Annotated in this window: 18 protein-coding genes and 2 pseudogenes; 9 read left to right on the top strand and 11 right to left on the bottom strand. The window is 72.1% G+C overall.

What is annotated here, in order from left to right; translation table 11 throughout:
* Positions 1–73: 73 nt before the first annotated feature.
* Positions 74–901 carry a DeoR/GlpR family DNA-binding transcription regulator gene (locus tag ACWD5Q_RS18655; protein ID WP_451428099.1) on the bottom strand — a complete coding sequence of 276 codons (828 nt, stop codon included), beginning with the start codon at positions 899–901 and terminating at the stop codon, positions 74–76.
* Positions 902–1,185: 284 nt separating this feature from the next.
* Here ACWD5Q_RS18655 and ACWD5Q_RS18650 point away from each other — a divergent pair, with 284 nt between their 5' ends.
* Positions 1,186–3,678 (top strand): hypothetical protein, encoded by a 2,493-nt coding sequence (locus tag ACWD5Q_RS18650; RefSeq protein ID WP_451428098.1) that lies wholly within the window; start codon positions 1,186–1,188, stop codon positions 3,676–3,678.
* Here ACWD5Q_RS18650 and ACWD5Q_RS18645 read toward each other — a convergent pair.
* The 4 genes from ACWD5Q_RS18645 to ACWD5Q_RS18630 all read right to left on the bottom strand — a co-directional run bounded on the left by ACWD5Q_RS18645 (position 3,648) and on the right by ACWD5Q_RS18630 (position 8,534).
* Positions 3,648–6,089 carry a right-handed parallel beta-helix repeat-containing protein gene (locus ACWD5Q_RS18645; protein WP_451428097.1) on the bottom strand — a complete coding sequence of 814 codons (2,442 nt, stop codon included), beginning with the start codon at positions 6,087–6,089 and terminating at the stop codon, positions 3,648–3,650. The two genes, ACWD5Q_RS18650 and ACWD5Q_RS18645, sit on opposite strands and share 31 nt — an antisense overlap.
* A 122-nt stretch (positions 6,090–6,211) precedes the next feature.
* The gene (locus tag ACWD5Q_RS18640) at positions 6,212–6,817 is read right to left on the bottom strand and encodes an Rv1733c family protein (RefSeq protein WP_451428096.1); all 606 of its coding nucleotides are present in this window, start codon (positions 6,815–6,817) and stop codon (positions 6,212–6,214) included.
* Between the two features lie 400 nt (positions 6,818–7,217).
* A complete protein-coding gene (locus tag ACWD5Q_RS18635) occupies positions 7,218–8,042 on the bottom strand; it encodes an MOSC domain-containing protein (RefSeq protein WP_451428095.1) in 825 nt (274 codons plus the stop codon).
* A 48-nt stretch (positions 8,043–8,090) separates the two neighbouring features.
* Positions 8,091–8,534: a DUF6643 family protein gene (locus tag ACWD5Q_RS18630; RefSeq protein WP_451428094.1), complete on the bottom strand. Its 444-nt coding sequence runs from the start codon at positions 8,532–8,534 to the stop codon at positions 8,091–8,093.
* Between the two features lie 296 nt (positions 8,535–8,830).
* Here ACWD5Q_RS18630 and ACWD5Q_RS18625 point away from each other — a divergent pair, with 296 nt between their 5' ends.
* Positions 8,831–10,141: a TerD family protein gene (locus tag ACWD5Q_RS18625; RefSeq protein ID WP_451428158.1), complete on the top strand. Its 1,311-nt coding sequence runs from the start codon at positions 8,831–8,833 to the stop codon at positions 10,139–10,141.
* Between the two features lie 30 nt (positions 10,142–10,171).
* On the opposite strand, the gene ACWD5Q_RS18620 is transcribed toward ACWD5Q_RS18625, so the two are convergent.
* Entirely contained in the window at positions 10,172–11,347 is a 1,176-nt protein-coding gene (locus tag ACWD5Q_RS18620) for a glycosyltransferase (RefSeq protein ID WP_451428093.1), read from the bottom strand.
* A 57-nt stretch (positions 11,348–11,404) separates the two neighbouring features.
* On the opposite strand from ACWD5Q_RS18620, the gene ACWD5Q_RS18615 reads away from it, so the two are divergent.
* Positions 11,405–12,190 carry a glutamate racemase gene (locus ACWD5Q_RS18615; protein ID WP_451428092.1) on the top strand — a complete coding sequence of 262 codons (786 nt, stop codon included), beginning with the start codon at positions 11,405–11,407 and terminating at the stop codon, positions 12,188–12,190.
* An 88-nt stretch (positions 12,191–12,278) separates the two neighbouring features.
* Complete coding sequence (locus ACWD5Q_RS18610; protein ID WP_451428091.1) at positions 12,279–12,824, top strand: hypothetical protein; 546 nt, start codon at positions 12,279–12,281, stop codon at positions 12,822–12,824.
* A 110-nt stretch (positions 12,825–12,934) separates the two neighbouring features.
* Here ACWD5Q_RS18610 and ACWD5Q_RS18605 read toward each other — a convergent pair whose 3' ends face one another.
* On the bottom strand, positions 12,935–13,939 hold the full coding sequence (locus ACWD5Q_RS18605; RefSeq protein WP_451428090.1) for an O-antigen ligase family protein: 1,005 nt from the start codon (positions 13,937–13,939) through the stop codon (positions 12,935–12,937).
* A 297-nt stretch (positions 13,940–14,236) separates the two neighbouring features.
* Between ACWD5Q_RS18605 and lnt the strand changes: the two genes are divergently transcribed.
* The 4 genes from lnt to ACWD5Q_RS18585 all read left to right on the top strand — a co-directional run bounded on the left by lnt (position 14,237) and on the right by ACWD5Q_RS18585 (position 19,236).
* Positions 14,237–15,898 (top strand): apolipoprotein N-acyltransferase, encoded by a 1,662-nt coding sequence (lnt, locus tag ACWD5Q_RS18600; protein WP_451428089.1) that lies wholly within the window; start codon positions 14,237–14,239, stop codon positions 15,896–15,898.
* 9 nt (positions 15,899–15,907) lie between these two features.
* Complete coding sequence (locus ACWD5Q_RS18595; RefSeq protein WP_451428088.1) at positions 15,908–16,387, top strand: NUDIX hydrolase; 480 nt, start codon at positions 15,908–15,910, stop codon at positions 16,385–16,387.
* A gap of 54 nt (positions 16,388–16,441) precedes the next feature.
* On the top strand, positions 16,442–17,242 hold the full coding sequence (locus ACWD5Q_RS18590) for a 3-hydroxybutyrate dehydrogenase (RefSeq protein ID WP_451428087.1): 801 nt from the start codon (positions 16,442–16,444) through the stop codon (positions 17,240–17,242).
* 68 nt (positions 17,243–17,310) lie between these two features.
* Positions 17,311–19,236 (top strand): helix-turn-helix domain-containing protein, encoded by a 1,926-nt coding sequence (locus tag ACWD5Q_RS18585; RefSeq protein ID WP_451428086.1) that lies wholly within the window; start codon positions 17,311–17,313, stop codon positions 19,234–19,236.
* Between the two features lie 143 nt (positions 19,237–19,379).
* Here ACWD5Q_RS18585 and ACWD5Q_RS18580 read toward each other — a convergent pair whose 3' ends face one another.
* The 4 genes and pseudogenes from ACWD5Q_RS18580 to ACWD5Q_RS18565 all read right to left on the bottom strand — a co-directional run.
* Positions 19,380–20,765, bottom strand: coding sequence for an MFS transporter (locus ACWD5Q_RS18580; protein ID WP_451428085.1), 1,386 nt, complete (start codon positions 20,763–20,765; stop codon positions 19,380–19,382).
* Positions 20,766–21,298: 533 nt separating this feature from the next.
* Positions 21,299–21,712: a hypothetical protein gene (locus ACWD5Q_RS18575; RefSeq protein ID WP_451428084.1), complete on the bottom strand. Its 414-nt coding sequence runs from the start codon at positions 21,710–21,712 to the stop codon at positions 21,299–21,301.
* Between the two features lie 19 nt (positions 21,713–21,731).
* Positions 21,732–21,977 carry a hypothetical protein gene (locus ACWD5Q_RS18570; protein ID WP_451428083.1) on the bottom strand — a complete coding sequence of 82 codons (246 nt, stop codon included), beginning with the start codon at positions 21,975–21,977 and terminating at the stop codon, positions 21,732–21,734.
* A 164-nt stretch (positions 21,978–22,141) separates the two neighbouring features.
* Positions 22,142–22,441, bottom strand: a pseudogene (locus ACWD5Q_RS18565) (TROVE domain-containing protein); the annotation flags it as partial.
* A gap of 5 nt (positions 22,442–22,446) precedes the next feature.
* On the opposite strand from ACWD5Q_RS18565, the pseudogene ACWD5Q_RS18560 reads away from it, so the two are divergent.
* Positions 22,447–22,551, top strand: a pseudogene (locus ACWD5Q_RS18560) (transposase); the annotation flags it as partial.
* Between the last annotated feature and the right edge of the window lie 326 nt (positions 22,552–22,877).

Here is a 22,877-nt window from a genome sequence, read left to right as displayed (position 1 = left end):
GACCTCCTCGTGGGGACACCGGTGCCCCGCACGCAGCGCGGTTGATGACGACGTCACCCTGGCTGTCAGGCCGTCAGATGCCTGTACCGTCCCCGGCCTCCCCGGCCACCAGCAACCGCAGGTGCTCCGAGATCTCCGCGCGCGCCTCGGCCGGCAGCCCCGCGTCGGTCACCAGCGTGTCGACCTGTTCCAGCGCCGCGAACGAACTCAGCCCCACCGTGCCCCACTTGGTGTGATCGGCGACCACCACGACGCGCCGCGCCGACTGCACGAGCCGCCGGTTGGTCTCGGCCTCCGCGAGGTTCGGCGTCGACAGACCCGCCTCCACCGATATGCCGTGCACCCCGAGGAAGAGCACATCGAAGTGGAGGGAAGCGATCGCCTGGTCGGCCACGGGCCCCACCAGCGAGTCGGACGGGGTGCGCACCCCTCCGGTCAGCACGACGGTGGCGGCACCCGGCCGCGGGCCCGAGGTGCGCTGCGCCGAGTGGAAGACGTCCGCGACCCGCACCGAGTTGGTGACCACGGTCAGCTCGGGCACGTCGAGGAGGTGGTGGGCCAGCGCGTACGTCGTCGTACCACCGGAGAGGGCGATCGCCGTGCCCGGCGTGACCAGCTCGGCCGCCGCGCGCGCGATGTCCTCCTTGGCCGTCAGCTCCAGGCCCGACTTGGCCTCGAACCCCGGCTCGTGCGTGCTCGCCTCCACCACCGGCACCGCACCGCCGTGCACCTTCTCGAGGACACCCTGCCGGGCGAGCGCGTCGAGGTCGCGGCGGACCGTCATGTCGGAGACACCGAGCTTGCGGGTCAGCTCGTTCACGCGGACGCCGCCGCGCCGTCGCACCTCGTCGAGGATCAGGGCACGGCGCTGCTCCGCGAGGAGGTTCTGATTCTCGCTCACGTCCGCTGCGTTCCCCTTCATCCCGAATTCACTCGAATTCCCGACAGATCGTCCGTACCGGCATCCACGAGGACATTCTCCCGTCACCGGCGCCGAGGAGGTCTCATCCTCGCACGGGTCGCCACCACCGGCGCCACCGCCCGCACCCCCGGACTTACCCGTCCACCGTGCTTCGGTGTCACACATATCGGGGAGATTCCGTGACAACGCGTGTGCACCGTCGCGCCGAAGGCGATCCTGTGCCTGCGACGACACACCGTACGCGGCACGGGGGATACGAAACAGTGGAACGTGCACGCACACACGAGGGAGACCGCGGCGCCGCCGGACAGGCGTCCGCGGAGGCCGCCGTGTCCCTGGAACTCCTGGTCCACGGCGTCGGCGGCACCACGCCCGAGGAGATGCTCGACGACACACGCACGGTCCGGATCACCGGCGACGACACGGCGGCCGTGTACCGGCGTGCAGACGACGTCGACGTGGAGCGCCACCCGGGGGACCGGTCCGGCCGTCCGGTGCCCGAGGCGTACGTCTGGTGCAACCTCACCTCGGGGAACGCCGCGCGTGCCCTGTGGCTGTTGCTGCTGCCGTTCATGGTGGTCAACCTGGCCCACTGGATGCGGCCCACGACGACGGACCGGCGGACGGCCGTCCGGCTCTACGGGCTGATCGTGCGGCTCATCGGACTCACCCTGACCGTGCTGCTGGTCGCCGCCGCCTGCGAAGTGGCCATGGACCTCGCGGCCTGGCAGTGCGCGGGCACCCACGCCTGCGCCCGGCGCCACGCCTGGCTCGGGTTCCTCTCCCCGGCCGGCCCCGAACCCGGCTGGTGGAGTCAGCCCGGCCGACGCCTGGCGCTGGCCGCTCTGGTGCCCACCGCCCTCACCGGCCTGCTCTGGTACCTGTCGCACCGCACATGGAGCGCCTACGAGTCCCAGGAGCCGATCCCCCGCCCGCCGGAGCCCGACGAGGAACCGCACCGCCCCGCGCTCGGCCGCCCGGGGTTCTGGTACGGACGCCGCCTCGTGGCCCGGCTCCGCGCCGCGCACACCGCCGCCAGCCTCCTCACCGTCGCCGCCGCGCTCACCGGCTCCGCCGTACACGAGGACCGCCGCCACGGCGCGACCGCGATGCACTCACTCGGTCTGCTGCTGGAGGCCACGCTGGCGACGGTCGCGGTGCTGGTCGTGGCGGTGGTGTGCCGACGGGGGCGCACCGAGAACCTGCTCGACCGGCAACTCGACCGCGCCGTCGTGCGCCTGCTGCCCGCGGGCGCGCTCGCGCTGGTCGTCGCGGCCATGGTCTACGCCGGCTGGTCGCGTCCCGGCCGGCGTTCGCAGGGGCGGCTACCGGGCGCCTCGACGTTCGGCGCGCTGACCCTGGCGCAATTGCTTCTCGTTCTCGCGCTCGGCGTCGTCTCACTCCTGCTGTACCGCGCCCACCCCGACTCGCGCACCGCGATGCGCGGACTGGCCGGACCCGCCGTCGCGCTGCTGGCCTGCGCGCTCGGCGGGGTGATGTCCGGCGGCGTGGCCCAGCGGGTCGCCGACTGGCTGGACGGCACGGGCCACTCGCTGGCCGGTCCGCCGGTCCTGCTCACCTGGCAGGCGTCCACCATCCCGCCGCTGCTGCTCGTCCTGCTGGTCCTGGCCGGGCGGCTGGCCCGGCACACCTGGCTGCTGCGGCGCGCCGAGGCGGCCGAGGTGGAACGCGATTACCCGGGTGAGCCCACGGACACGGCCCGCACCCTGCGCATCGCGGGCACCCGCGCGATGGCCACGCTCACCGACCGGGCCCCGCTCGTCGTCGGCGTCACGTCCGCCACGACGCTGCTGCTGGGCGCGGCCGCCCTGGTGGGTGCCTTCGCCACCGACGACACACCGGCAGGGGCCGTGCATGCCGCGCAGCCCGTCGTCCGGGGCGCGGCCGAGACCGCGCAGACGCTGGGCTCCTGGCTGATCGGTGTCGGCTTCCTCGTCTTCGTCACCTGGGGCCGCCGCGCCTACAAGGACGCCTCCGCACGCCGCACCATCGGCATCCTGTGGGACGTCGGCACCTTCTGGCCGCGCGCTGCCCACCCCTTCGCCCCGCCGTGCTACGCCGAACGCGCCGTACCCGACCTGACCTGGCGGATGGCCACCTGGACACGCCGCACGGGCGGACGGATCGTGCTCTCCGGCCACTCTCAGGGGAGCGTGCTGGCGGCGGCCGCGGCCTGGCAGCTGAAGCCCTCCGTGCGCAGTCGGGTGGGTCTGCTGACCTACGGCTCACCCCTTGAGCGGCTGTACGGGCGCTGGTTCCCGGCGTACTTCGGCCCGGCCGCGCTCAGCTCCCTGCACCGCGAGGTGGACTGCTGGCGCAATCTCCACCGTCTCACCGACCCGATCGGCGGGCCGATCCGGCTACCCGGCGACCGCGGTCCGCAGGTGGACCGGGCACCGCTCAAGGACCCGCTCGCCTACGGCCGCACGCCCCGTCATCCGCTGCCCGCACCGATTCTCGGACACGGGCACTACCAGGCGGACCCGGCGTTCGCCGAGGAGCGCGCCCGGCTGCTCGCACGGCTGCGGCCCAAACTGCCCGGACCACGCCCCGCGGGATCGCCGCCGGAGCCGGGCGGGGAACCCGGAAGTCCCCCGCCCGGGCCGGACGGACCCCCGGGCCCCGGCAAGCCGCCAGAGCCGGGCCGGGCCACACGTGGCGGCGGCGCTTCGGGTCCGGGCGACGAGGGCTTCGGGGGAACGGCTCAGGGAAGTTCCGGCAGGTCCTCCGGGTAGAGCAGGCTCAGGTCCTCCGTACTCGGCTCCGCCAACTGGGCGACCCGGCCCGCGTGCCGCTCCACCATCGCCTCGAAGGTCTGGCGTGCGGTACGCCCATTGCCGAACGTCGGTCCCTTGGGGAGCGCCGTGAAGTACTTCAGCAGCGCCTCCGCCGTTCCCGGGTCCAGCCGGTACTCGTGTTCCTCCGCCTGCTGCTCCACGATCCGCAGCAGCTCCTCCGGCCCGTAGTCGCCGAAGGTGATGGTGCGTGAGAAACGGGAGGCCACACCGGGGTTGACGGAGAGGAAGCGCTCCATCTCGGCCGTATAGCCCGCGACGATCACCACGACCGCCTCCCGGTGATCCTCCATCAGCTTCACCAGCGTGTCGATCGCCTCACGCCCGAAGTCGCGCCCGGAGTCCTCCGGGGACAACGCGTACGCCTCGTCGATGAACAGCACGCCGCCGCGCGCCCGGTCGAAGGCTTCCTGGGTACGGATGGCGGTGGAGCCGATGTGCTCGCCGACCAGGTTGACCCGGGACACCTCGACGAGATGGCCCTTCTCCAGCACACCGAGCGACGCCAAGATCTCGCCGTAGAGCCGGGCGACCGTCGTCTTGCCGGTACCCGGGGAGCCGGTGAACACCAGATGCCGCCGCGCAGAGGCCGCCTTGAGGCCCGCCTGCTGCCGGCGGCGCCCCACCTCGATCATGTCGGTGAGCGCGCGTACCTCGCGCTTGACGCTCTCCAGGCCCACCAGAGTGTCGAGTTCCCCGAGGACGTCCGTCGACGTACGCGCCGGCTTCTCGGGTTCCGGGGCGGCGGCGACGAAGGGCTCCTGTTCGGTGGTGCGCTGGCCGGGAATCGCGCCGAGCAGTCCGGCCGACTGGGTCATCGGCTGCACGGCGGCCTCCTGGGCCACCACCGGCCGCAGTCCGGCGCTCTCGTCGCTCGTGCAGTCCTCGACGATCGCGGCGCCGCCACCGGGCGCGCCGGGGCCGCCGTCCGCGAACTCGTAGCCTCCGCGCGCGCAGCGCTCTGTGCGGCACTTCCGCAGCGTCGCACGGCAGCCGTCGATCACATGGAAGCCATAGCCACCGCTGCCCGTGACCCGGCAGTTCAGGAAGCTGCCCCGGCCGCCCGCGGAGACGTAGAAGCCCGCCTCCGACGGCGAGGTCACCGTGCAGCGCTCGATGGTGGGATCGGCGCCCTTGGTGACGATCACGCCCGTCTGGACGCCGTCGACGGTGCAGTTCGACAGCGTGCCACCACTGCCGTGGTCCCGGAACCAGGCGCCCGTCGCGGCGTCCCGGATCCGGCAGTCGTCCAGCTGCGCGGTGGCCCCGTCGCTCACCGACACCGCGGTGTTGCGCACCTGAGTGAGGTCGCTGTCCACGACGTCCGCGCGTGAACCGCGGTCGAGGACGAACAGGGCGTCGGGCACGTCGTGCACCCGGCACGCCTCGAGGACCGCGGTGGCCCCGTCACTGACCCACACCGCCGGATAGTCGCCGGTGCTGTCGGAGATCTCGCACTGGTTGGCGTCCACGCGGGTGCCCGGGTCCCACACCGACAGGCCGTTGCGCCCGAACTGCCGCACCGTCGTGCGGGTGAGCGTGAGCACCGAACGGGACCGCAGGTCGACCGCGTTCTCCGGGATGTCGTGGATATGGCAGTCGGCGAGGGTGAGCACCGCGTCGGTGTCCAGCGTGATGCCGTCCGCGGTGGTCCGGTGCACATCGCAGTCCGTCAGGTACGCGGTGGCCCGCCCCGTGACCTGCACTCCGGAGCCCCGGACCTCGTACACCTCGCAACCGACCGCCTCCAGGGCGGAGTTCTCGCCGGTCGCCGACAGGCCGGCGCCCGAGGTGTGGTGCACCCGGCAGCGCTCCAGCCGCGGGTGGGCGCCGCCGCGGACCGCGACGCCGGACTGGCCGGCCGCCACGACCTCGCACTCCTCGAACACCCCGCCACCGCCGTCGACGACCGCGATGCCGATGCCGGCCGGGTTGTCGACCGTGCAGCGGCGGACCGTGGGGCGCGCGCCGCCGCGGACCTCTATGCCGGCCGCGGACCGCGTCATGATCCGCACGTCGACCAGCTCCGGGGCGCCGGCCTCCACGAGCAGGGCGGGCGCGGCCGCGTCCTGGCCCTCGACATGGAGGTCCTGGACCACGGCGGAGGCCCGCACGGTCAGCGGTACGCCGTCCACCGGCGCGATGCGCACGGAGCCGGGGGAACCCTCGGGGCCGCGCAGCGTCACCGCCCGCTGTACGACGAGGTTCTCCCGGTAGGTGCCGGGAGCGACGGTGAGGACGTCTCCGTCGCCCGCGGCCTCCAGGGCGGCGGCGAGCGATGCGTACTCACCCGTGCGGCGCCGCCACCGCGATGTGCCGGCGTGCGTCACCTGGACCGTGCCCTGTGCCATGGCGCTGTTGTGCCCCCACCTCTGCTCACGCGGGTTCTCGCGAGGATGCCGGACAGCCGAACAGTCCGGTCGCTCCACCGTAGCGTGCGTGGAGGCGGCTGGTTGACCGGAGTCCGGGGCCGTCAACTGCCCGTCCCGGTACGGCCCCAGTCCGGGCCCGCCTTGTCCCATGCCTGGTGCCAGCGGGCGTACCGGCGCAGGAGCATGCGCCGGACGATCAGGCGGCGGCCGACCTCTATCAGCCCCGCAGCCATCGCGGCCGCGCCTGTTCCGGCGAGCACGGCGTGGGCCGTCGCGGTGGCACCGTCCAGCGGGCGGGGCACTATTCGGCCGTGGTCGTCGGTCCAGAGGGCGAAGTGGTCGCCCGGGTGCGGGGAGTCGAGGTCGGTCAGGACCGTGCCGTGCCGCGCGGTGCCGTCGGGGGCGGTCCAGGCGGCGACTACACGGCTCTGTGTCCGCCCTGTCACGGGGGACTCCGGCTCCGGCTCCGCCGGGGGGCGGTTGAGCCGCCGGACGACGGTGGCCGCCACCTGGTGGTGGGTGCGCTGCTGCTCCCGCACGGACCGCTGCAGGGAGTTCTGGGCGATCGTCCCGATCACCGCTCCCGCCACCGGTGTGGCCACGAGGAGCAGTACCAGGGCGACCAGCGCCAGCCAGGCCTCGACCAGATCGGTCGTACGGCGCAGCGGATTGTGCCGCCAGCGCCACAGGCCGCCGATTGCTCGCACCGTCCCGGACCCCCTTTCGTCTCCGTCATAACCCCCGTGTCCGCCCGTTCGCGTGTGGAACCGGTGAAGAGAGAGCGAAATCACCTCTCTTCTGCCTCACAGGCCCCTCATGAACGTCTCACGCACACTCAACGACCGTGTCCGCTGCCCGGGTTCCCACCCACGGGACGCATGGTGAACCCCGCTCGGCCCCGTGAGACCGAAGGCCTCCCCACCGGTCCGGATCGGAATGCGGACCGGTGGGGGGCGGATGGCCGGGCGGGGGAGCGGCCGGGCGGAACCGGCGGTTGGGCGGGAAGAGCGGCCTTGGGGGAGGGCGGGGGAGCGGAGCCGGCAGGCCGCCCGGAGTCCCGCTCGCCCGAGGACCGTGGCGCGGCTCGCCCGGGGATTGTGGCGTGGCTCAGCCGAGGACCTCGACCGGATCGCCGACGCGGACCGTGCCGCGCGTCAGCGGCACCAGATTCTGACCGAAGACCAGCCCGCCGGCGATGCGCCGATGGCGGCCGAGGGTGCGCAAGGGCTCCTTGCCGCGCTCGGCGGTGGCCTGGTTTGTGGTGGTCACGACACAGCGCTCGCACATCTTGGCGACCCGGAACTCGACCTCGCCGATCGTGATCCGTTCCCAGTCGTCCTCGGCCCAGGGTGCCGTGCCGGACACGACGACATTCGGCCGGAACCGGTTCATCGGCAGCGGACCCTCGTCGGGGTGATCTCCCTGCGTGATCAGGGAGTTGAGGGCGTCCAGGGAGGCGAGCGTGGTGACCAGCAGCGGAAAGCCGTCGGCCAGGCTGACGGTGTCGCCCGGGCGCCCGTACGGGGGGCCGACGGGGCGGCGGTGCGCGGGGTCGTCGAGGTGGACGAGGGTTACCCGCTCACCGAGATACGCGCTGAACCACTCGCTCGCCCCGGGGGCGGCGGGAACCGTCTCGATCTTCTCTCCCGCCCGCTTCGCGGTCGTCGTGGCGACCGGTTCGGGCACGGGCACGCTCAGCGGCTCCCGGCCGGCGGCGGACACCCGGACACCGCCGTCGGGCAGGGGCTCGGCGGCGGCCAGCGCGAGGCGCGGCTGCTCGCGTTGGGTCACGACCTTGCCGGTCTCGTCGATGAGTGCCCAGCGCCGGTCCCCGCACAGTCCCCATGGCTCCACGACGGCCTCGTGGAGCCGTCGGCCCCGTAGTGCCTTGACCGGGTGGACGTGAATCGAGTGGAGGCCTGGTGTGGGCATGAGGCCATCGTGCCATCGCGCACCGACGGCCTCACGCCACGACGGGTATCAGTATCCGCGGTACTGCTGCCCGTCGTTGTACGGGTCCTGGTACGGCGCCGGGGCCGGGCGGGGCGCCGCGGGGCGCATCGCCTCGTAGCCGGCGGGGACGGCCATCGGGCGCGGCTGCTGCATCTGCTGGGGGCCCGGGTAGCCGCGCGGACCCGTCTGCTGCGGGATGTACGCGGTCGGGGCCTGCTGCACCGGCGCGGGCTGCGGAACCTGGGGGTAGCCGTAGGCCGGAGCCTGGTGGGACGGACCGGCCGGCAGCGCGGGAAGCGCCGACGGCAGGGCGGGCAGGTTGCTGCCCTGAGTCTCGTACGCGGAGGGGACCCGGATCGGGGCGATCTGCGGGGTGCCCCGCTCGGCGACGAGCCTGTCGTAGATCGGAGTGTCCGGGAAGGGCGACGCGGAATAGTAACCGCCGCCATAGGTGGAGCGGGGGGAGGTCATGACACATAACTTAAGCCCACGATGTACTGGTTGGGGAGACCGATAAGAGGGTTGTTTTCCGTGCCCGGGGTGACGCGGGATCCCCAATGCGAGCGAACTTGTCAAAAAAGGGCAGCGCTCGTGGTTTGGATCGGGTAAGGACCGAGTTCCGGGCGGGATACCGGTCGTTGACCATCGTTCTTCGGCGCCGGTGATGGGAGTTCGGAGCCCGGGAGAATAGGTTGGCCGCGACGGATGCCACGGACCGCCCGGATCCCTTCCGGGCGGAGCGACAGGTGATGGGGGCGGGCATGTCAATGCTGAAAGGATCCAACCTCCAGGTGCCGACGGCGGCCCTGCGCGTCGAATTGGGCTGGCGTTCCGGTCCGGGTGTCCCCGACGCGGACGCCTCGGCGCTGCTGCTGGTCTCCGGGAGGGTCCGGACCGACGGCGACTTCGTCTTCTACAACCAGCCGGCCCACGCCTCCGGCGCGGTGCGTCATGAGGGCAAGCGGGACCTGGGCGGCCAGGTGACGGACACTCTCCTCGTCGACCTCGCGCGCGTGGAGCCCGCGATCGAGACCGTGGTGCTCGCCGCCTCCGTCGACGGCGGGACGTTCGGGCAGGTGCCCGGCCTGTACATCCGGGTGCTCGACGCCCGGCAGGGCACGGAGGTCGCCCGCTTCGACCCCACGGCGAGCGTGGAAACCGCGTTCGTGCTCGGGGAGCTCTACCGTCGTCAGGGCGCCTGGAAGTTCCGTGCCGTCGGACAGGGCTACAGCAGCGGACTCGAGGGTCTGGCCACCGACTACGGGATCACGGTGGACGAGCCGCAGCACGCCGCGCCGCCCACCAGGCCCGCGCCCTCCGCGCCGCCGGTCACCGCGCCGATCCCGCCCGCGGCCCCGCCTTCCTTGCCGGAGACCGCCCCGGCTTCCGCGGACGCGTACGGCGCGCCGCTCCCGCCCCGTAACCCGTCGTCCGCGCCGGTCCGCCTCACCAAGGTCACGCTCACCAAACAAGCCCCGTCGGTCTCGCTGACCAAGCAGGGCGGCGTCTCCGGCGCCCTGCGGATGAACCTCAACTGGCAGAAGCGCGAACAGTTTTCGGGATGGGGCGGCAAGCGCGTCCGGGCGGCGGCCCTGCCGGAGGATCTCGACCTGGATCTGTGTGCCCTCTACGAGCTGTCCGACGGCAGCAAGGGGGTGGTCCAGGCCCTGGGCAACGCCTTCGGGTCGCTGCACCGGCCGCCGTACATCCAACTCGACGGCGACGACCGCACCGGGGCCGTGGAGAGCGGCGAGAACCTCACCGTCAACCTCGACCACAAACAGAGCTTCAGACGCATCCTCGTCTTCGTCACCATCTACGAGGGCGCCCGCTCCTTCGCCGGCCTGCACGCCACGGTCACGCTCCGGCCGCAGCACGGCGCACCCATCGAGTTCACCCTCGACGAGTGCACGGTGCCCTCGACCGTGTGCGCGCTCGCCCTCATCACCAACACCGGCGGTGACCTGGTCGTCCAGCGGGAGGTCCGCTACCTGGTCCCCGAGCGGGGGGTGAGCCCCCAGCGCACGATCGACCGCGCCTACGGGTGGGGCATGAACTGGACCCCCGGCAGGAAGTGACCGGCCCGCCCGCCCCGAGGAGCGGCCCGCTCACCCTTCGTCGAGCGCCGCGTCGGGGCGGGCGTAGGTGCGGCCCTTCCAGGCGGCACCGCGTCCCCGGTAGTGCTGCACCGCCGAATCGACTGTCATCAGGAGATACAGGAAGGCGGTGACCGGCAGCAGCACCGCGAGCCACAGCGGCTGTCGGTAGTAACGCAGCATCGGGATGTACGTCGCCGTCATCACCAGCTTCGCGAGCCCGCCGACGACCATCGCGGCCACATTCCCGCTGACGAGTCCCGCCACGATCGCCACGGACGGCATCAGGTAGACGACAGCGAGCCCGAGCACCGTGCCGAGGAGCAGCAGCGGACTGTGCCGCAGTTGCGCGTACGCACTGCGTGAGACCATCCGCCACAGGTCGTGCAGCCTCGGATACGGACGCACGCTGTCGACCCGGTCGGCCAGCCCCAGCCAGATGTGACCGCCGCCGGCCTTGACCGTCCGCGCGAGCGCCACGTCGTCGATCACCGCCTGCCGGATGGCGTCGGGGATCCGCGCCCGCTCGGCTGTCTCGGTGCGCAGCAGCACACAGCCGCCCGCGGCGGCCGCCGTCCGCGATCCCCTCGCCGCGATCCACCGGAAGGGGTACAACTGTGCGAAGAAATACACGAAGGCGGGTACGACGAGCCGCTCCCAGACGCTCTCCACCCGCAGCCGGGCCATCTGCGACACCAGATCGAAACCGCCGGTGCGCGCCGCCGCCACCAACTCCCGCAGGCTGTCGGGCGCATGGGCGATGTCGGCGTCCGTCAGGAGGAGGTACTCGGGCTCACGCGCGCGTGCGAGAGTGATTCCGTGCCGTACGGCCCACAGTTTTCCCGTCCAGCCCGCGGGAGGCTCACCGGGGGAACCGACCGTGAGCGGCAGTCCGCCGTGGCGCTCGGCCAGCGCCCGGGCCAGTTCTCCGGTGCCGTCCGAGCTGCCGTCATCGACGAGGAACACCTCGGCCCGCCCGGGGTAGTCCTGGGTGAGCAACGACGGAAGGCTGTGGGGCAGCACGGCGGCCTCGTCCCGCGCCGGTACGACGACACAGACCGACGGCCACGACTCCGGCTCCCGGCGCGGCGGCAACCGCAGATCCGTACGCCAGAAGAAACCCTGGCCGACCAGCAGCCACAACCAGGAGGCCAGTGACACGACGGCGATCCATACAAGGGCAGTCACCCGTCGCAGTCTGCCTCACGCGGCGGTCCGTCGCTGCTCATCGTCTATGGTTGCCGGGTGAAGATCGCGCTGATGGACTCCGGAATCGGACTGCTGCCCGCCGCCGCGGCGGTGCGGCGCCTGCGGCCTGACGCAGATCTCGTGCTCTCACTGGACCCCGACGGGATGCCCTGGGGGCCGCGCACTCCCGAGGACCTCACCCGGCGGGCCGTGGCCGTCGCCGAGGCCGCCGCCGCGCAGCGGCCCGACGCCCTGATCGTCGGCTGCAACACCGCGTCCGTGCACGCCCTGCCCGCCCTGCGAGCCCTCCTCGAACCCGGCCTGCCGGTCATCGGCACGGTCCCGGCGATCAAGCCGGCCGCGGCGGGCGGGGGACGGGTCGCCATCTGGGCGACTCCCGCCACCACCGGCAGCCCCTACCAGCGCGGCCTGATCCGGGAGTTCGCGGACGGAGTGGACGTCGCCGAGGTCGCGTGCCCCGGGCTCGCGGACGCCGTGGAGCAGGCGGACGACGCGGCGATCGACGCGGCCATCGCCTCGGCCGCGGCGCGCACACCGGCCGAGGTGACGACCCTGGTCCTGGGCTGCACCCACTACGAACTGGTCGCCGAGCGGATCCGCGCCGCCGTGCGGCGGCCCGGCCGGCCGCCGCTCGTCCTGCATGGTTCCGCCGGTGCCGTCGCCGCGCAGGCACTGCGCCGCCTCGATGCGGACGTGGCTCCGCAGGCCTCCGCGGGCGCCGGTGTGACGGTGCTGCTCAGCGGCCGCGAGGGTATCCTGCCGGCCGCGGCGCTGGCGTACGACGAGGGCAAGCTCCTGCAGCCGGTCAGCACGGCCGGCTGAGGAGGGGCCCCGTGCCCCAGCCGTCATCCGGACCGGTGACGTTGCGCAACACAATGCCCGCGCTCCGAAACATGGGTACTCTCGAGGCATGAGGGACCGCCTCGACCGTGACAGGACTCCGCAGTCCGAGATCTGGACCGGACGCGCGACGAACCGCGCCCAATGGCTCGCGGCGCTCGGCGGTGCCGCCTGTCTGGCGCTGGGTGTCGAGCTCGCCGTCGACTCCGCCTGGTCGTCCGGCATCGTCCCGCTGGTCATGTCCGTCGTGGGGTGTATCGCGGCCGGGCTGCTGGTCCTCTTCGGCACGCTCGCCTTCGTGCAGGTCGCGGTGAAGGTCGACAAGGAGAGTCTCGAGGTGCGCTGCGGCCACATCGGTCTGCCGCGTCGCCGCATTCCCCTCTCGCTCGTCGCCGGAGCCGAGTTCGCGCCCCGGGTCACTCCACGCCAGTGGGGCGGCTGGGGCTATCGCTGGCGGCCCGAGAAGGGCACGGCCGTCGTCGTACGGCGTGGTGAGGGCGTCGTTCTGCGTCTGTGGGACGGGCACACGTTCACGATCACTGTGGACAACGCCGAGTCCGCGGTACGGGCCATCCAGGACCGGCTGCACCCGAGCCTGCCGGGCGCCACCCACTGACCGGAGACCCTCACCCGCTCCCCTGACTCCCTGTGTACTGCGCCTGGCTCTCCTTGTGTACTGCGCCGACGCTGCGTGACCTGCACCACGCCGAGGTCGTGTGACGGCGGTCATCGCGACGGTGGTCCGCTCCCCTCGGCCGGCCGTTGGGCCCCTTCGCCGCCCGACAGCGGGTGGGCCGTCGCGATCCCGGCCAGCAGGCCCGCGCCCACCGTCACCATGGTGAAGCTCAGCGCGTCGCCGACCGACGCGATCACCGCCAGCGCCGTCAGGGTCGCGCCCGCCGTGAGGGCGATCGGCGTGGGCCTCCGTGTGCGCCAGAGGGCGTGGAGGAACCAGCAGAAGACCGCCGCGAGGAGTGCCAGCCCGATCAGGCCCTGTTCCGCGGCCTGCTGGAGGGGTGCGGAATGGGGCTTGCCGTTGGGCAGGAGCGACTGCGCGGACACGGGACTCAGCTCGCCGAAGCGTCCGGGCCCCGCACCGAGCGCCGGATGTTCCCGGACCAGGGTGAGCGCGTCGTGCCAGAGCAGGAGGCGGTGCTCGCCGAACTGGTCCTCGACGAGGGCCAGGGGGCCGCTCCGCGCGACGTTCTCGGTCATCGCCCAGTTCGCCGCGGTCACCAGGGTCACCACGAGGGCGAAGGCGGCCAGCACCCGGGCGCGGTGGCGTGTCCGGTCCGCGGCGAGCGAGTACAGCAGCACGCCGAGGGACGCCACCAGGCCCGTCGTCGAGCCCAGCGCCGCTGCGACCGCCGCGATCCCCGCGACCGCCAGACGGAGCGCGAACCGGGGCGCCGGGTCCCGGGCCGCCCAGGCCGCACAGCACACCGCTCCCGAGGAGAGCGTCAACAGTGCGGCGATCGCACCGGTGGAGCCGAGCGGGGCGAGGGACTGCGGGCCGGGTGTCGCGTGCGGTGCGGAGACCGCGAACCCGACGCCGCAGACGGCGCCGACGGTGGGTGCGGTGACCGGTAGCAGAGCCCCGAGGATGCGCCCCGAGGAGTAGCCGGCGGCGACCGCCAGCACCGCGAGCAGAGCGCCCTCGGGCCGCCCGTCGTGTGCGGCGGCCGTGATCAGCGACCAGGCCGCGCACGCCCCGAGCGCAAGGACGCCCAACGCATCCGAAACGTTCCGTCTCTCATCGTCCGCGTCCGCGGTCCCGGCCGCGGATTCCGTTCCCGTGGATCCCACCCCGCCGCCCCCCCTGAGCCGGGCCCCGCCGTCCCGGCCGTGTCCGTCCGCACGTCAGGCGCTCGCGCACACCGTAATGGGTGAAGCGCCACTTCGGGGACGAGCTACGCGGGAACATCGCCGCACAAGGGTGAAGCGAAACGTTTGAATCGCGGACAAAGTGACGATGTGTGGTGCGGGCCGCGCTGTCCGGGGCCTGGTCACGCCCCGTACACTCCCCGGGTGACCGTCACCGCAACTCCCGTGGGCGAGCCGGAACAGCTCGAACCCCAGGCCGCACCCGCACCCCGTGGTGCCCGCCGGGCACGGCGCCTCCTTCCGGCCGCCGCAGCGGCGCTTTCCGGAGTTCTGCTCTACGTCAGTTTTCCGCCCAGGAACCTGTGGTGGCTGGCCCTCGTGGCCTTCGCGTTCTTCGGCTGGACCCTGCGCGGCCGCACCTGGAAGGCGGGCCTCGGCCTCGGCTATCTGTTCGGCCTCGGCTTTCTGCTCCCGCTGTTGGTGTGGACCGGCGTGGAGGTCGGTTCCGGCCCCTGGCTCGCGCTCGTCGCGGTGGAGGCCGTCTTCGTCGCGCTCGTCGGGGCGGGCATCGCGCTCGTCTCCCGGCTGCCGGCCTGGCCGGTGTGGGCGGCCGCCGTGTGGATCGCGGGAGAGGCGGCACGCGCGCGTGCGCCCTTCGGCGGCTTCCCCTGGGGAAAGATCGCCTTCGGCCAGGCGGACGGCGTCTTCCTGCCGCTCGCGGCGGTGGGTGGCACCCCCGTGCTCGGTTTCGCCGTCGTGCTGTGCGGCTTCGGTCTCTGCGAGGTCGTGCGCGTCGTCGTGGAGGCACGGCGCAACGCGGGCGTCCTGCGGCGCGGCGCGACCGTCGCGGCCCTGCTGAGCATCGCGGCTCCCGTGGTGGGCGCCGTCGCCGCGCGCTCCCTGGTCAGCGACTCGGCCGAGAACGGCACCGCGACCGTCGCCGTCATCCAGGGCAATGTGCCGCGCGCGGGCCTTGAGTTCAACGCCCAGCGGCGCGCCGTTCTCGACTACCACGTGCGCGAGACCGAGCGCCTGGCCGAGAAGGTCAGGGCGGGCAAGGCCCCGCGGCCCGATCTGGTGCTGTGGCCGGAGAACTCCGCCGACATCGACCCCTTCGCCAACGCCGATGCCGCCGCCGTGATCAGCGGCGCCGCCCGCGCGATCGGCGCACCCATCTCGGTGGGCGGTGTCGTCGAACGGGCCGGCAAACTCTACAACGAGCAGATCCTGTGGGACCCGGACAAGGGTCCCGTGGACACCTACGACAAGCGGCAGATCCAGCCGTTCGGCGAGTACCTCCCGCTGCGCCCGCTGGTCGGCGCCATCAACAAGACCTGGACGTCGATGGTGCGCCAGGACATCAGCAGGGGACACAAGCCGGGTGTGTTCACCATGGCGGGCACCAAGGTCGGGCTCGTCACCTGCTACGAGGCCGCCTTCGACTGGACGGTGCGCTCCACCGTCACGGACGGCGCCCAGCTGATCTCGGTGCCCAGCAACAACGCGACCTTCGACCGCAGCGAGATGACCTACCAGCAGCTCGCCATGTCCCGGGTGCGCGCGGTCGAGCACAGCCGGACCGTCACCGTGCCGGTGACCAGCGGTGTCAGCGCGATCATCATGCCGGACGGGAAGATCACCCAGCGGACCGGGATGTTCGTGGCCGACTCGCTCGTCCAGAAGGTGCCGCTGCGTTCCTCCGAGACCCCCGCCACACGGCTCGGCTCCCTGCCCGAGGTGCTGCTCGTGCTCGTCGCGGTCGGCGGGCTCGGCTGGGCGGCGGCGTCGGCGGTGCGTGGTCGCCGCAACCGCGCTGTCCAGGACGTCCCTCTCGGGGACCCGGAGGTCTCCGAACAGGCCCGATAGGGTCGCTCCATGGCTACTCCCGACTTCATCAGAACCATCCGCGCTTCCGCGGGTCATCAGCTGCTCTGGCTCCCCGGTGTGGCCGCCGTGGTCTTCGACGACGACGGCAGGGTGCTGCTGGGGCGCCGGGCCGACAACGGACAGTGGTCGGTGATCGGAGGCATACCGGAGCCGGGGGAGCAGCCCGCTGCCTGCGCCGTGCGCGAGGTGTACGAGGAGACGGCCGTGCGGTGCGTGGCCGAGCAGGTCGTCCTCGTCCAGGCGCTGGCACCGGTGACGTACGCGAACGGCGACCGGTGCCAGTACATGGACATCACGTTCCGCTGCCGTGCCATCGGCGGCGAGGCGCGTGTCCACGACGGCGAACTGCGGGAGGTGGGCTGGTACGCGATGGACGCGCTGCCCGAGCTGAAAGAGTTCGCGCTGCTGCGGATCAAGCAGGCACTGTCGGATGCACCCACATGGTTCGACCCTACTAATCCGCTATAAAGTGTGGGCGTTGACCATATGCGGCGGGGGTGGGGCGCAGCCTAGGGTCGACATATGACCGAGCCCCGCCCCCTGTCGGCTCCCCACGCGTCCTCACTCGATCTCGGCGGACGCACCGCCCTCGTCACCGGTGCCGCCGGCGGCATCGGCCGCGCCTGTGCGCTGCGGCTGGCGGCCGCCGGGGCCAAGGTGAGAGCGGTCGACCGGGACGCCGCCGGTCTCGACGCCCTCGCCGGCGCGGCCGACGGCCTCCTGGGCGGCGTCGAGCCGTACGTCCTCGACCTCACCGACCTGGACGCGGCCGAACTCGCCGCCGTCGGCACCGATGTTCTGGTCAACAACGCCGGGCTCCAACTGGTGCGGCCCCTGGAGGAGTTCCCGCCCGATGTCTTCCACACCGTCCTCACGGTGATGCTCGAAGCGCCGTTCCGGCTCATCCGCGGGGCGCTGCCCCACATGTACGGCCAGGGCTGGGGCCGCATCGTCAACGTGTCGTCGGTCCACGGGCTGCGCGCCTCCGCCTTCAAGTCGGCCTACGTCGCCGCCAAACACGGCCTCGAGGGGCTCTCCAAGACCGCGGCTCTGGAAGGCGCCCCCCACGGCGTCACGTCGAACTGCGTCAACCCCGCCTATGTACGCACGCCCCTCGTGGAGAAGCAGATCGTGGACCAGGCGAGGGCGCACGGAATCCCCGAGGAGCGCGTCCTGACCGAGGTGCTCCTCCAGGACACGGCCGTCAAACGGCTCATCGAACCGGCGGAGGTCGCCGAGGCGGTGGCCTATCTCTGCAGCCCAGAGGCCTCCTTCATCACCGGTACGTCGCTGGTCCTCGACGGCGGCTGGACGGCGCACTGAGCGGGAACATGCCAGAAGTTGTCCACAGGGCCGGTGGCCCCGGCCCGGCGGTGGGCCATCCTGGGGGCATGTCACGCGATCACGCACAGTCCACGGCCCCCCTCGGCACCCATGCCGAGGCCCCGTTCCTGGAGCTCCTGGCCCGGCGCGCGTCGGCCGACGCCTACGAGCAGCCGGTGCTGCTCGCCCGCGCCGAGGGCCTGCCGCCCGAGCACATCGACGCCCTCGACCGGGCGAAGCGGCTCGCGCTGCGCGTGCGTGCGGAGATGGAGGGCAGACGCCGCCGGGAGGCGGAGCTGTCCGCGCTCTTCGAGACCGCCCACGACCTGGCGGGGCTGCGTGACCTCGACGCCGTCCTCCCGGCGATCGTCCAGCGCGCCAGGTCGCTACTGAGCACCGACGTCGCATATCTGACCCTGCACGACGAGGCCGCCGGCGACACCTATATGCGGGTCACCGAGGGCTCGGTCGCCGCGCGGTTCCAGCAGCTGCGCCTCGGCATGGGCGAGGGCCTCGGTGGGCTCGTCGCCCAGACCGCCCGCCCCTATGTGACGCCGGACTATTTCCACGACGGCCGCTTCCAGCACACACGGACGATCGACACCGGCGTCCGCGACGAGGGGCTCGTGGCGATCCTCGGCGTGCCCCTGATGATCGGCCCCCAGGTCATCGGGGTGCTGTTCGCCGCGGACCGGCGTGCCCGGGTCTTCGAGCGGGAGGAGATCGCCCTCCTCGGCTCGTTCGCCGCGCTGGCCGCCGCCGCCATCGACACCGCGAACCTGCTTACCGAGACCCGCTCGGCCCTCGACCGGCTGGCGAGTGCCAACGAGATCATCCGTGACCGCAGCGCGGTCATCGAGCGGGCCTCGGACGTGCACGACCGGCTCGCCGAACTCGTGCTGCGTGGCGGGGGTGTCCATGACGTGGCCGCGGCGGTCTCCCAGGTCCTCGACGGCACGGTCGAGTTCGCCGAGGCCGACGCCGCCCCCGCCGCGGCGCTGGAAGCCTCCCGCGCCGAGGGCCATGCCGTGCGGCACGAGGACGGCTGGGTGGCCGCCGTGGCGGCCGGCGGCGAACTGCTCGGCGCGCTGGTGCTGCGCGGCCATCCGCGGCTCGACCCCGTCGACCAGCGCACCCTGGAGCGCGCCGCGATGGTGACCTCCCTGCTGCTGCTCGCCCGCCGTTCGGCGGCGGAGGCCGAACAACGCGTCCGCGGCGAGCTGTTGGACGATCTCCTCGATGCCCGTGACCGCGACCCGCGCGTCCTGCGCGAGCGGGCCGCGCGGCTGCGCGCCGATCTCGACGCCACCCATGTGGTGCTCGTCGCCCGCCTCGACGGCACGGCGGCCGACGCCGATCGGGAGGCGGCCGCCCGCCGCCGCCTCGGGTCCGCCGCGTCCCACCTCGCGGCCACCCGTCACGGGCTCGCCGCCGCCCGCGACGGCGGTACGGTCCTGCTGCTGCCCCTGGAACGCGGCGGCACCGCGACGCACCTCGCCCGCCGCACCGCCCGGCAACTGGGCACCGCCGTCCACGAGGCGGTCACCGTCGGCGCCTCCGCCCCCTTCGAGGACCTCGCCGCCCGCCCGGACAGAGTGGCCGCGGCCTACACGGAGGCGCAGCGCTGCCTGGAGGCCCTGCGCCTGCTGGGACGGGCGGGCGACGGTGCCGCGGGCGAGGACTTCGGCTTCCTGGGGCTGCTGCTCGCCGGGGACAGGGACATCTTCGGCTACGTCGAGCGCACGATCGGCCAGGTCGTCGCCTACGACGACCGCCGCGGCACCGATCTCGTCCGCACCCTCGACGCCTACTTCGACTCCGGGATGAGCCCGGCCCGCACCAAGGACCGACTGCACGTCCATGTGAACACGGTGGCACAGCGCCTGGAGCGGGTCAGCCGGCTCCTCGGCGACGACTGGCAGAGCCCGGCCCGTGCCCTGGAGATACAACTGGCCCTGCGGCTGCACCGGTTGTCATCGATGCCCCGCCGCTGACCCCGAGCCGCAGCCGCGGCCCGGGACGGCGGACCGGCACGGCGGACGGGACAGCGAACCGGACATGCGAACCGGCCGAAGGGAGACGGACGCACACCGGTCCGGGCGCCAGGACGCCCGGGACCGGCAGGAGGGACCGGGGGTCAGGCGGTGCGGGTATCCGCCGGCCGGGTTTCCGTGGACCCGGTGCCCGCCGGAGCGTCCACACGGGCCAGATCGCGGTGGCGTGTCTCCTTCGCGAAACCCACCGCGATCAGGGTCAGCACGGACGCCGCGATCACGTACAGGGCGATCGGCGTCGAACTGCCGTAGTCCGACAGCAGTGCGGTGGCGATGAGCGGGGCCGGGGCACCGGCCGCCACGGAGGCGAACTGGGCGCCGATGGACGCACCCGAGTACCGCATGCGGGTGGCGAACATCTCGGAGAAGAACGCCGCCTGGGGCGCGTACATCGCCCCGTGCAGCACCAGGCCCACGGTGACCGCGAGGACGAGGTTGCCGAAGCCGCCCGTGTCGATGAGCGAGAAGAACGGGAACATCCACAGGCCGACTCCGGCCGCACCCAGCAGATAGACGGGCCTGCGGCCGATCCTGTCCGACAGCGCGCCCCAGGCCGGGATGACGGCGAAGTGCACGGCGGAGGCGATGAGCACGGCGTCCAGAGCCGTCTGCTTGGACACGCCAGCCGACGTGGTGGCGTAGACGAGGATGAAGGCGGTGATCACGTAGTAGCTGATGTTCTCCGCCATCCGCGCGCCCATCGCGACCAGCACGTCGCGCCAGTGGTGACGCAGGACGGACACCAGTGGCAGCTTCTCCGCGTCGGTGTCGCTGGCCGCCTTGCGGGCCTCGGCCTGCGCCAACGCCTGCTGGAAGACGGGTGATTCATCGACAGACAGACGAATCCACAAACCGATGAGCACCAGCACGCCGGACAGGAGGAAGGGTATACGCCATCCCCAGGACCCGAACGCGTCGTCGGAGAGCAGGGCGGTCAGCAGGGACAGCACGCCCGTGGCGAGGAGCTGCCCGGCCGGCGCACCGGTCTGCGGCCAGGAGGCCCAGAAGCCACGCCGTCGCGCGTCGCCGTGCTCCGACACGAGCAGTACGGCCCCGCCCCACTCGCCGCCGAGCGCGAACCCCTGCACCAGCCGCAACGTGGTGAGCAGCACGGGGGCGCCGGCGCCGATCGTCGCGTGCGTCGGCAGCAGACCGATGGCAAAGGTGGCCCCGCCCATCAACAGCAGGCTCAGCACCAGAAGTTTCTTGCGCCCGAGCCGGTCACCGTAGTGGCCGAAGACCAGAGCACCGAGCGGACGGGCGGCGAACCCCACCGCATACGTCAGGAACGACAGAAGGGTGCCGACCAGCGGGTCGGAGTCCGGGAAGAACAGCTTGTTGAAGACGAGCGCGGCGGCGGACCCGTACAGGAAGAAGTCGTACCACTCGATGGTGGTGCCGATGAGGCTCGCGGCGACGATGCGCTTGAGGCTGGCGGGGGCTGGTGGAGCGGTCGCGGGGGAGGACATCGGCACCACTTCCTGGCAGTCGACGGGGGACGTTTGTGTGTCGCCACACCGTAGGAACGTGCAGGTCAGGGGCGTATGTGGTGGGACACCATAGTTCGAGGCGTCGGAGTGCGCGTGGTCACCATGGAGGTGGTGCCGGAGCCCCTGCGAGGGCCTCGGTGAGGCCGCCTTCCTGCGTCGTGCCCATGCCTTCCTGATGCAATTCCGCCCAGGGCTTCGAGGGGCGTTGCGATGGATAAGCTCAAGCACATCGGCGCTGAGCTACATCAACCTGAGCATCCCGCCACCGCCGCAGGTTGAACCCCCGGAGAATTGGTGTTCCGCCGCTCGTAGCCGCTGTGCACGCGCTCGGACCAGGTCCCGCAGCCCGGACACTCCGCTCCTGGCATCCGGCGGCCCCGGGCACGCGAACTGGGGCAACAGGACAGCCAAGAGATCAGCGACAGACACCCAACGTGATCGCCGACCGTCAAGATCTGTGGGCGGCTTTTCACGGAACTCGTGCCACAGCCACTTTCTTCCCCCTGTTCCTCTCAGCAGGTGACCGTCTCCAGCGGTACGGGATGCGGCATCGACGGGCCCAGGGCCACCCGGTAGCAGACGACGACGGACGCCCCCCAGCCGTTGCCCGGCGTCGAGTAGTGCTCGTTCCCCTGGAAGTCGACCACGGTGCTGGTCGCGGCGGGTATCGCGCTCACCATGCCGAGACGTCCGCCGCCCACCGTCTTGGCGAGCGCGCGGAAGTCCGACTCGTCGTGGCTGCCCTGCGCATAGGACTCGGCCAGCGCGTCCGCGTACCGACGGGCGCGCCGGTCGAGATCCTTGCGTGCGGAGTGCTGGTGGGAGCTGCTTATAAGGCTGCCGATTCCCAGCAGGGCCAGGACGATGGCCAGCGGTACCGCCACCGCGGCAGTGACACAGCCGAGACCGCGTTCCGGCCGGGCCATCGCCCCACCCTCCGATCTGCTAGCTGTGGTTCGCCGCTGCTCTGGCGTCCTCGAACGCCAGAGCGTAGCGGACGGTCTCGGCGTTGTTCGGGTGGTAACTCTCCATGCTGACGCAGGCGCCGGTCACCTGGCAGGGGAAGTCGCCCGGCCCGGCCTGTGCGGCGACCAGCCCGTTGATGCCGTTGCCGGAGTCGCAGATGCGGTACCCCTCGAACCGGTCGTCCGGGGAGAAGAACACCGCGTTCGCGTCGTTGAGGACGGTCACTGCGGACAGTGGCGCTTGTCGGCACCGTTCACCAAAGAGTCGGTACCAACGGTGAGATCTCGAACATCTGCACAGCACTGCTCAACAGTGCCCGGCGTCTGCACACGCACGCTCCTGGGGCGCCAACGGGGGGCGCCGATGACGTTCACGCGGGCCAGGTCGCCTCAGGCCGGCTCAGCGGTCCACGGCCAAGAGGCGTCGCGGCTGGCCTCGATGAGGCTGACCATTTGGAACGCGGCGTCCGTGAGGCCGCCGAACGTGTGCCGGTGGGGGCCCGTGGGGCCGTGGGCGGGCTGGTACCCCGCCAGGTTCCACGTGTAGACAGGGATGTCGGCCGGGACCGGTTCGGCCGGCCCGCCGGGGCCGTAGGGGGCGGACTGCTCGTCGGTGACGATCACGACCCGGTCGTGTTGCCGGTAATGGGTCCGCACCGCCTTCGTGGTGTGGGTGCCTCCGCGGAAACCACGTCATCCACAACCTCCACGCACACGTGGTGTCTGTCACCACATACCGGCGTGACGTCTTCAACGGCGAGATGCTGACACGCTGCGAGGAGATCATGCGCGACGTGTGCGAGCAGATCTTGGAGACGCGTGGGGTGTAACGAGGCAGCGAATTCCCCCGGATTCAAAGGATTGGACGGCCCCAGCCAAAAGGTCTGAACTCGACATGGGAACCCGGGTGAATGCCAGCCCGGAAGAGAGCGACGGCGCGTGTTATACGGACGCCGGCAACGTCGGCCCTGAAGCGCAGGCCAACCGCCGGGTACTCGGTGACGCACTGACCGCTGCGGGCCTGGTGAACTGGGTCTTCGAATTTAGTGGGGGTGTGCCTCCCGTCGACTCCGCCGGGTGGTTGCGCAGCGTGAGCGGAGTCGCTGGTTCTTGCGGTTGCGGAAGC

This window comes from Streptomyces sp. NPDC002513, assembly GCF_053595355.1.
This window is presented reverse-complemented; position numbering and strand designations above follow the sequence as displayed.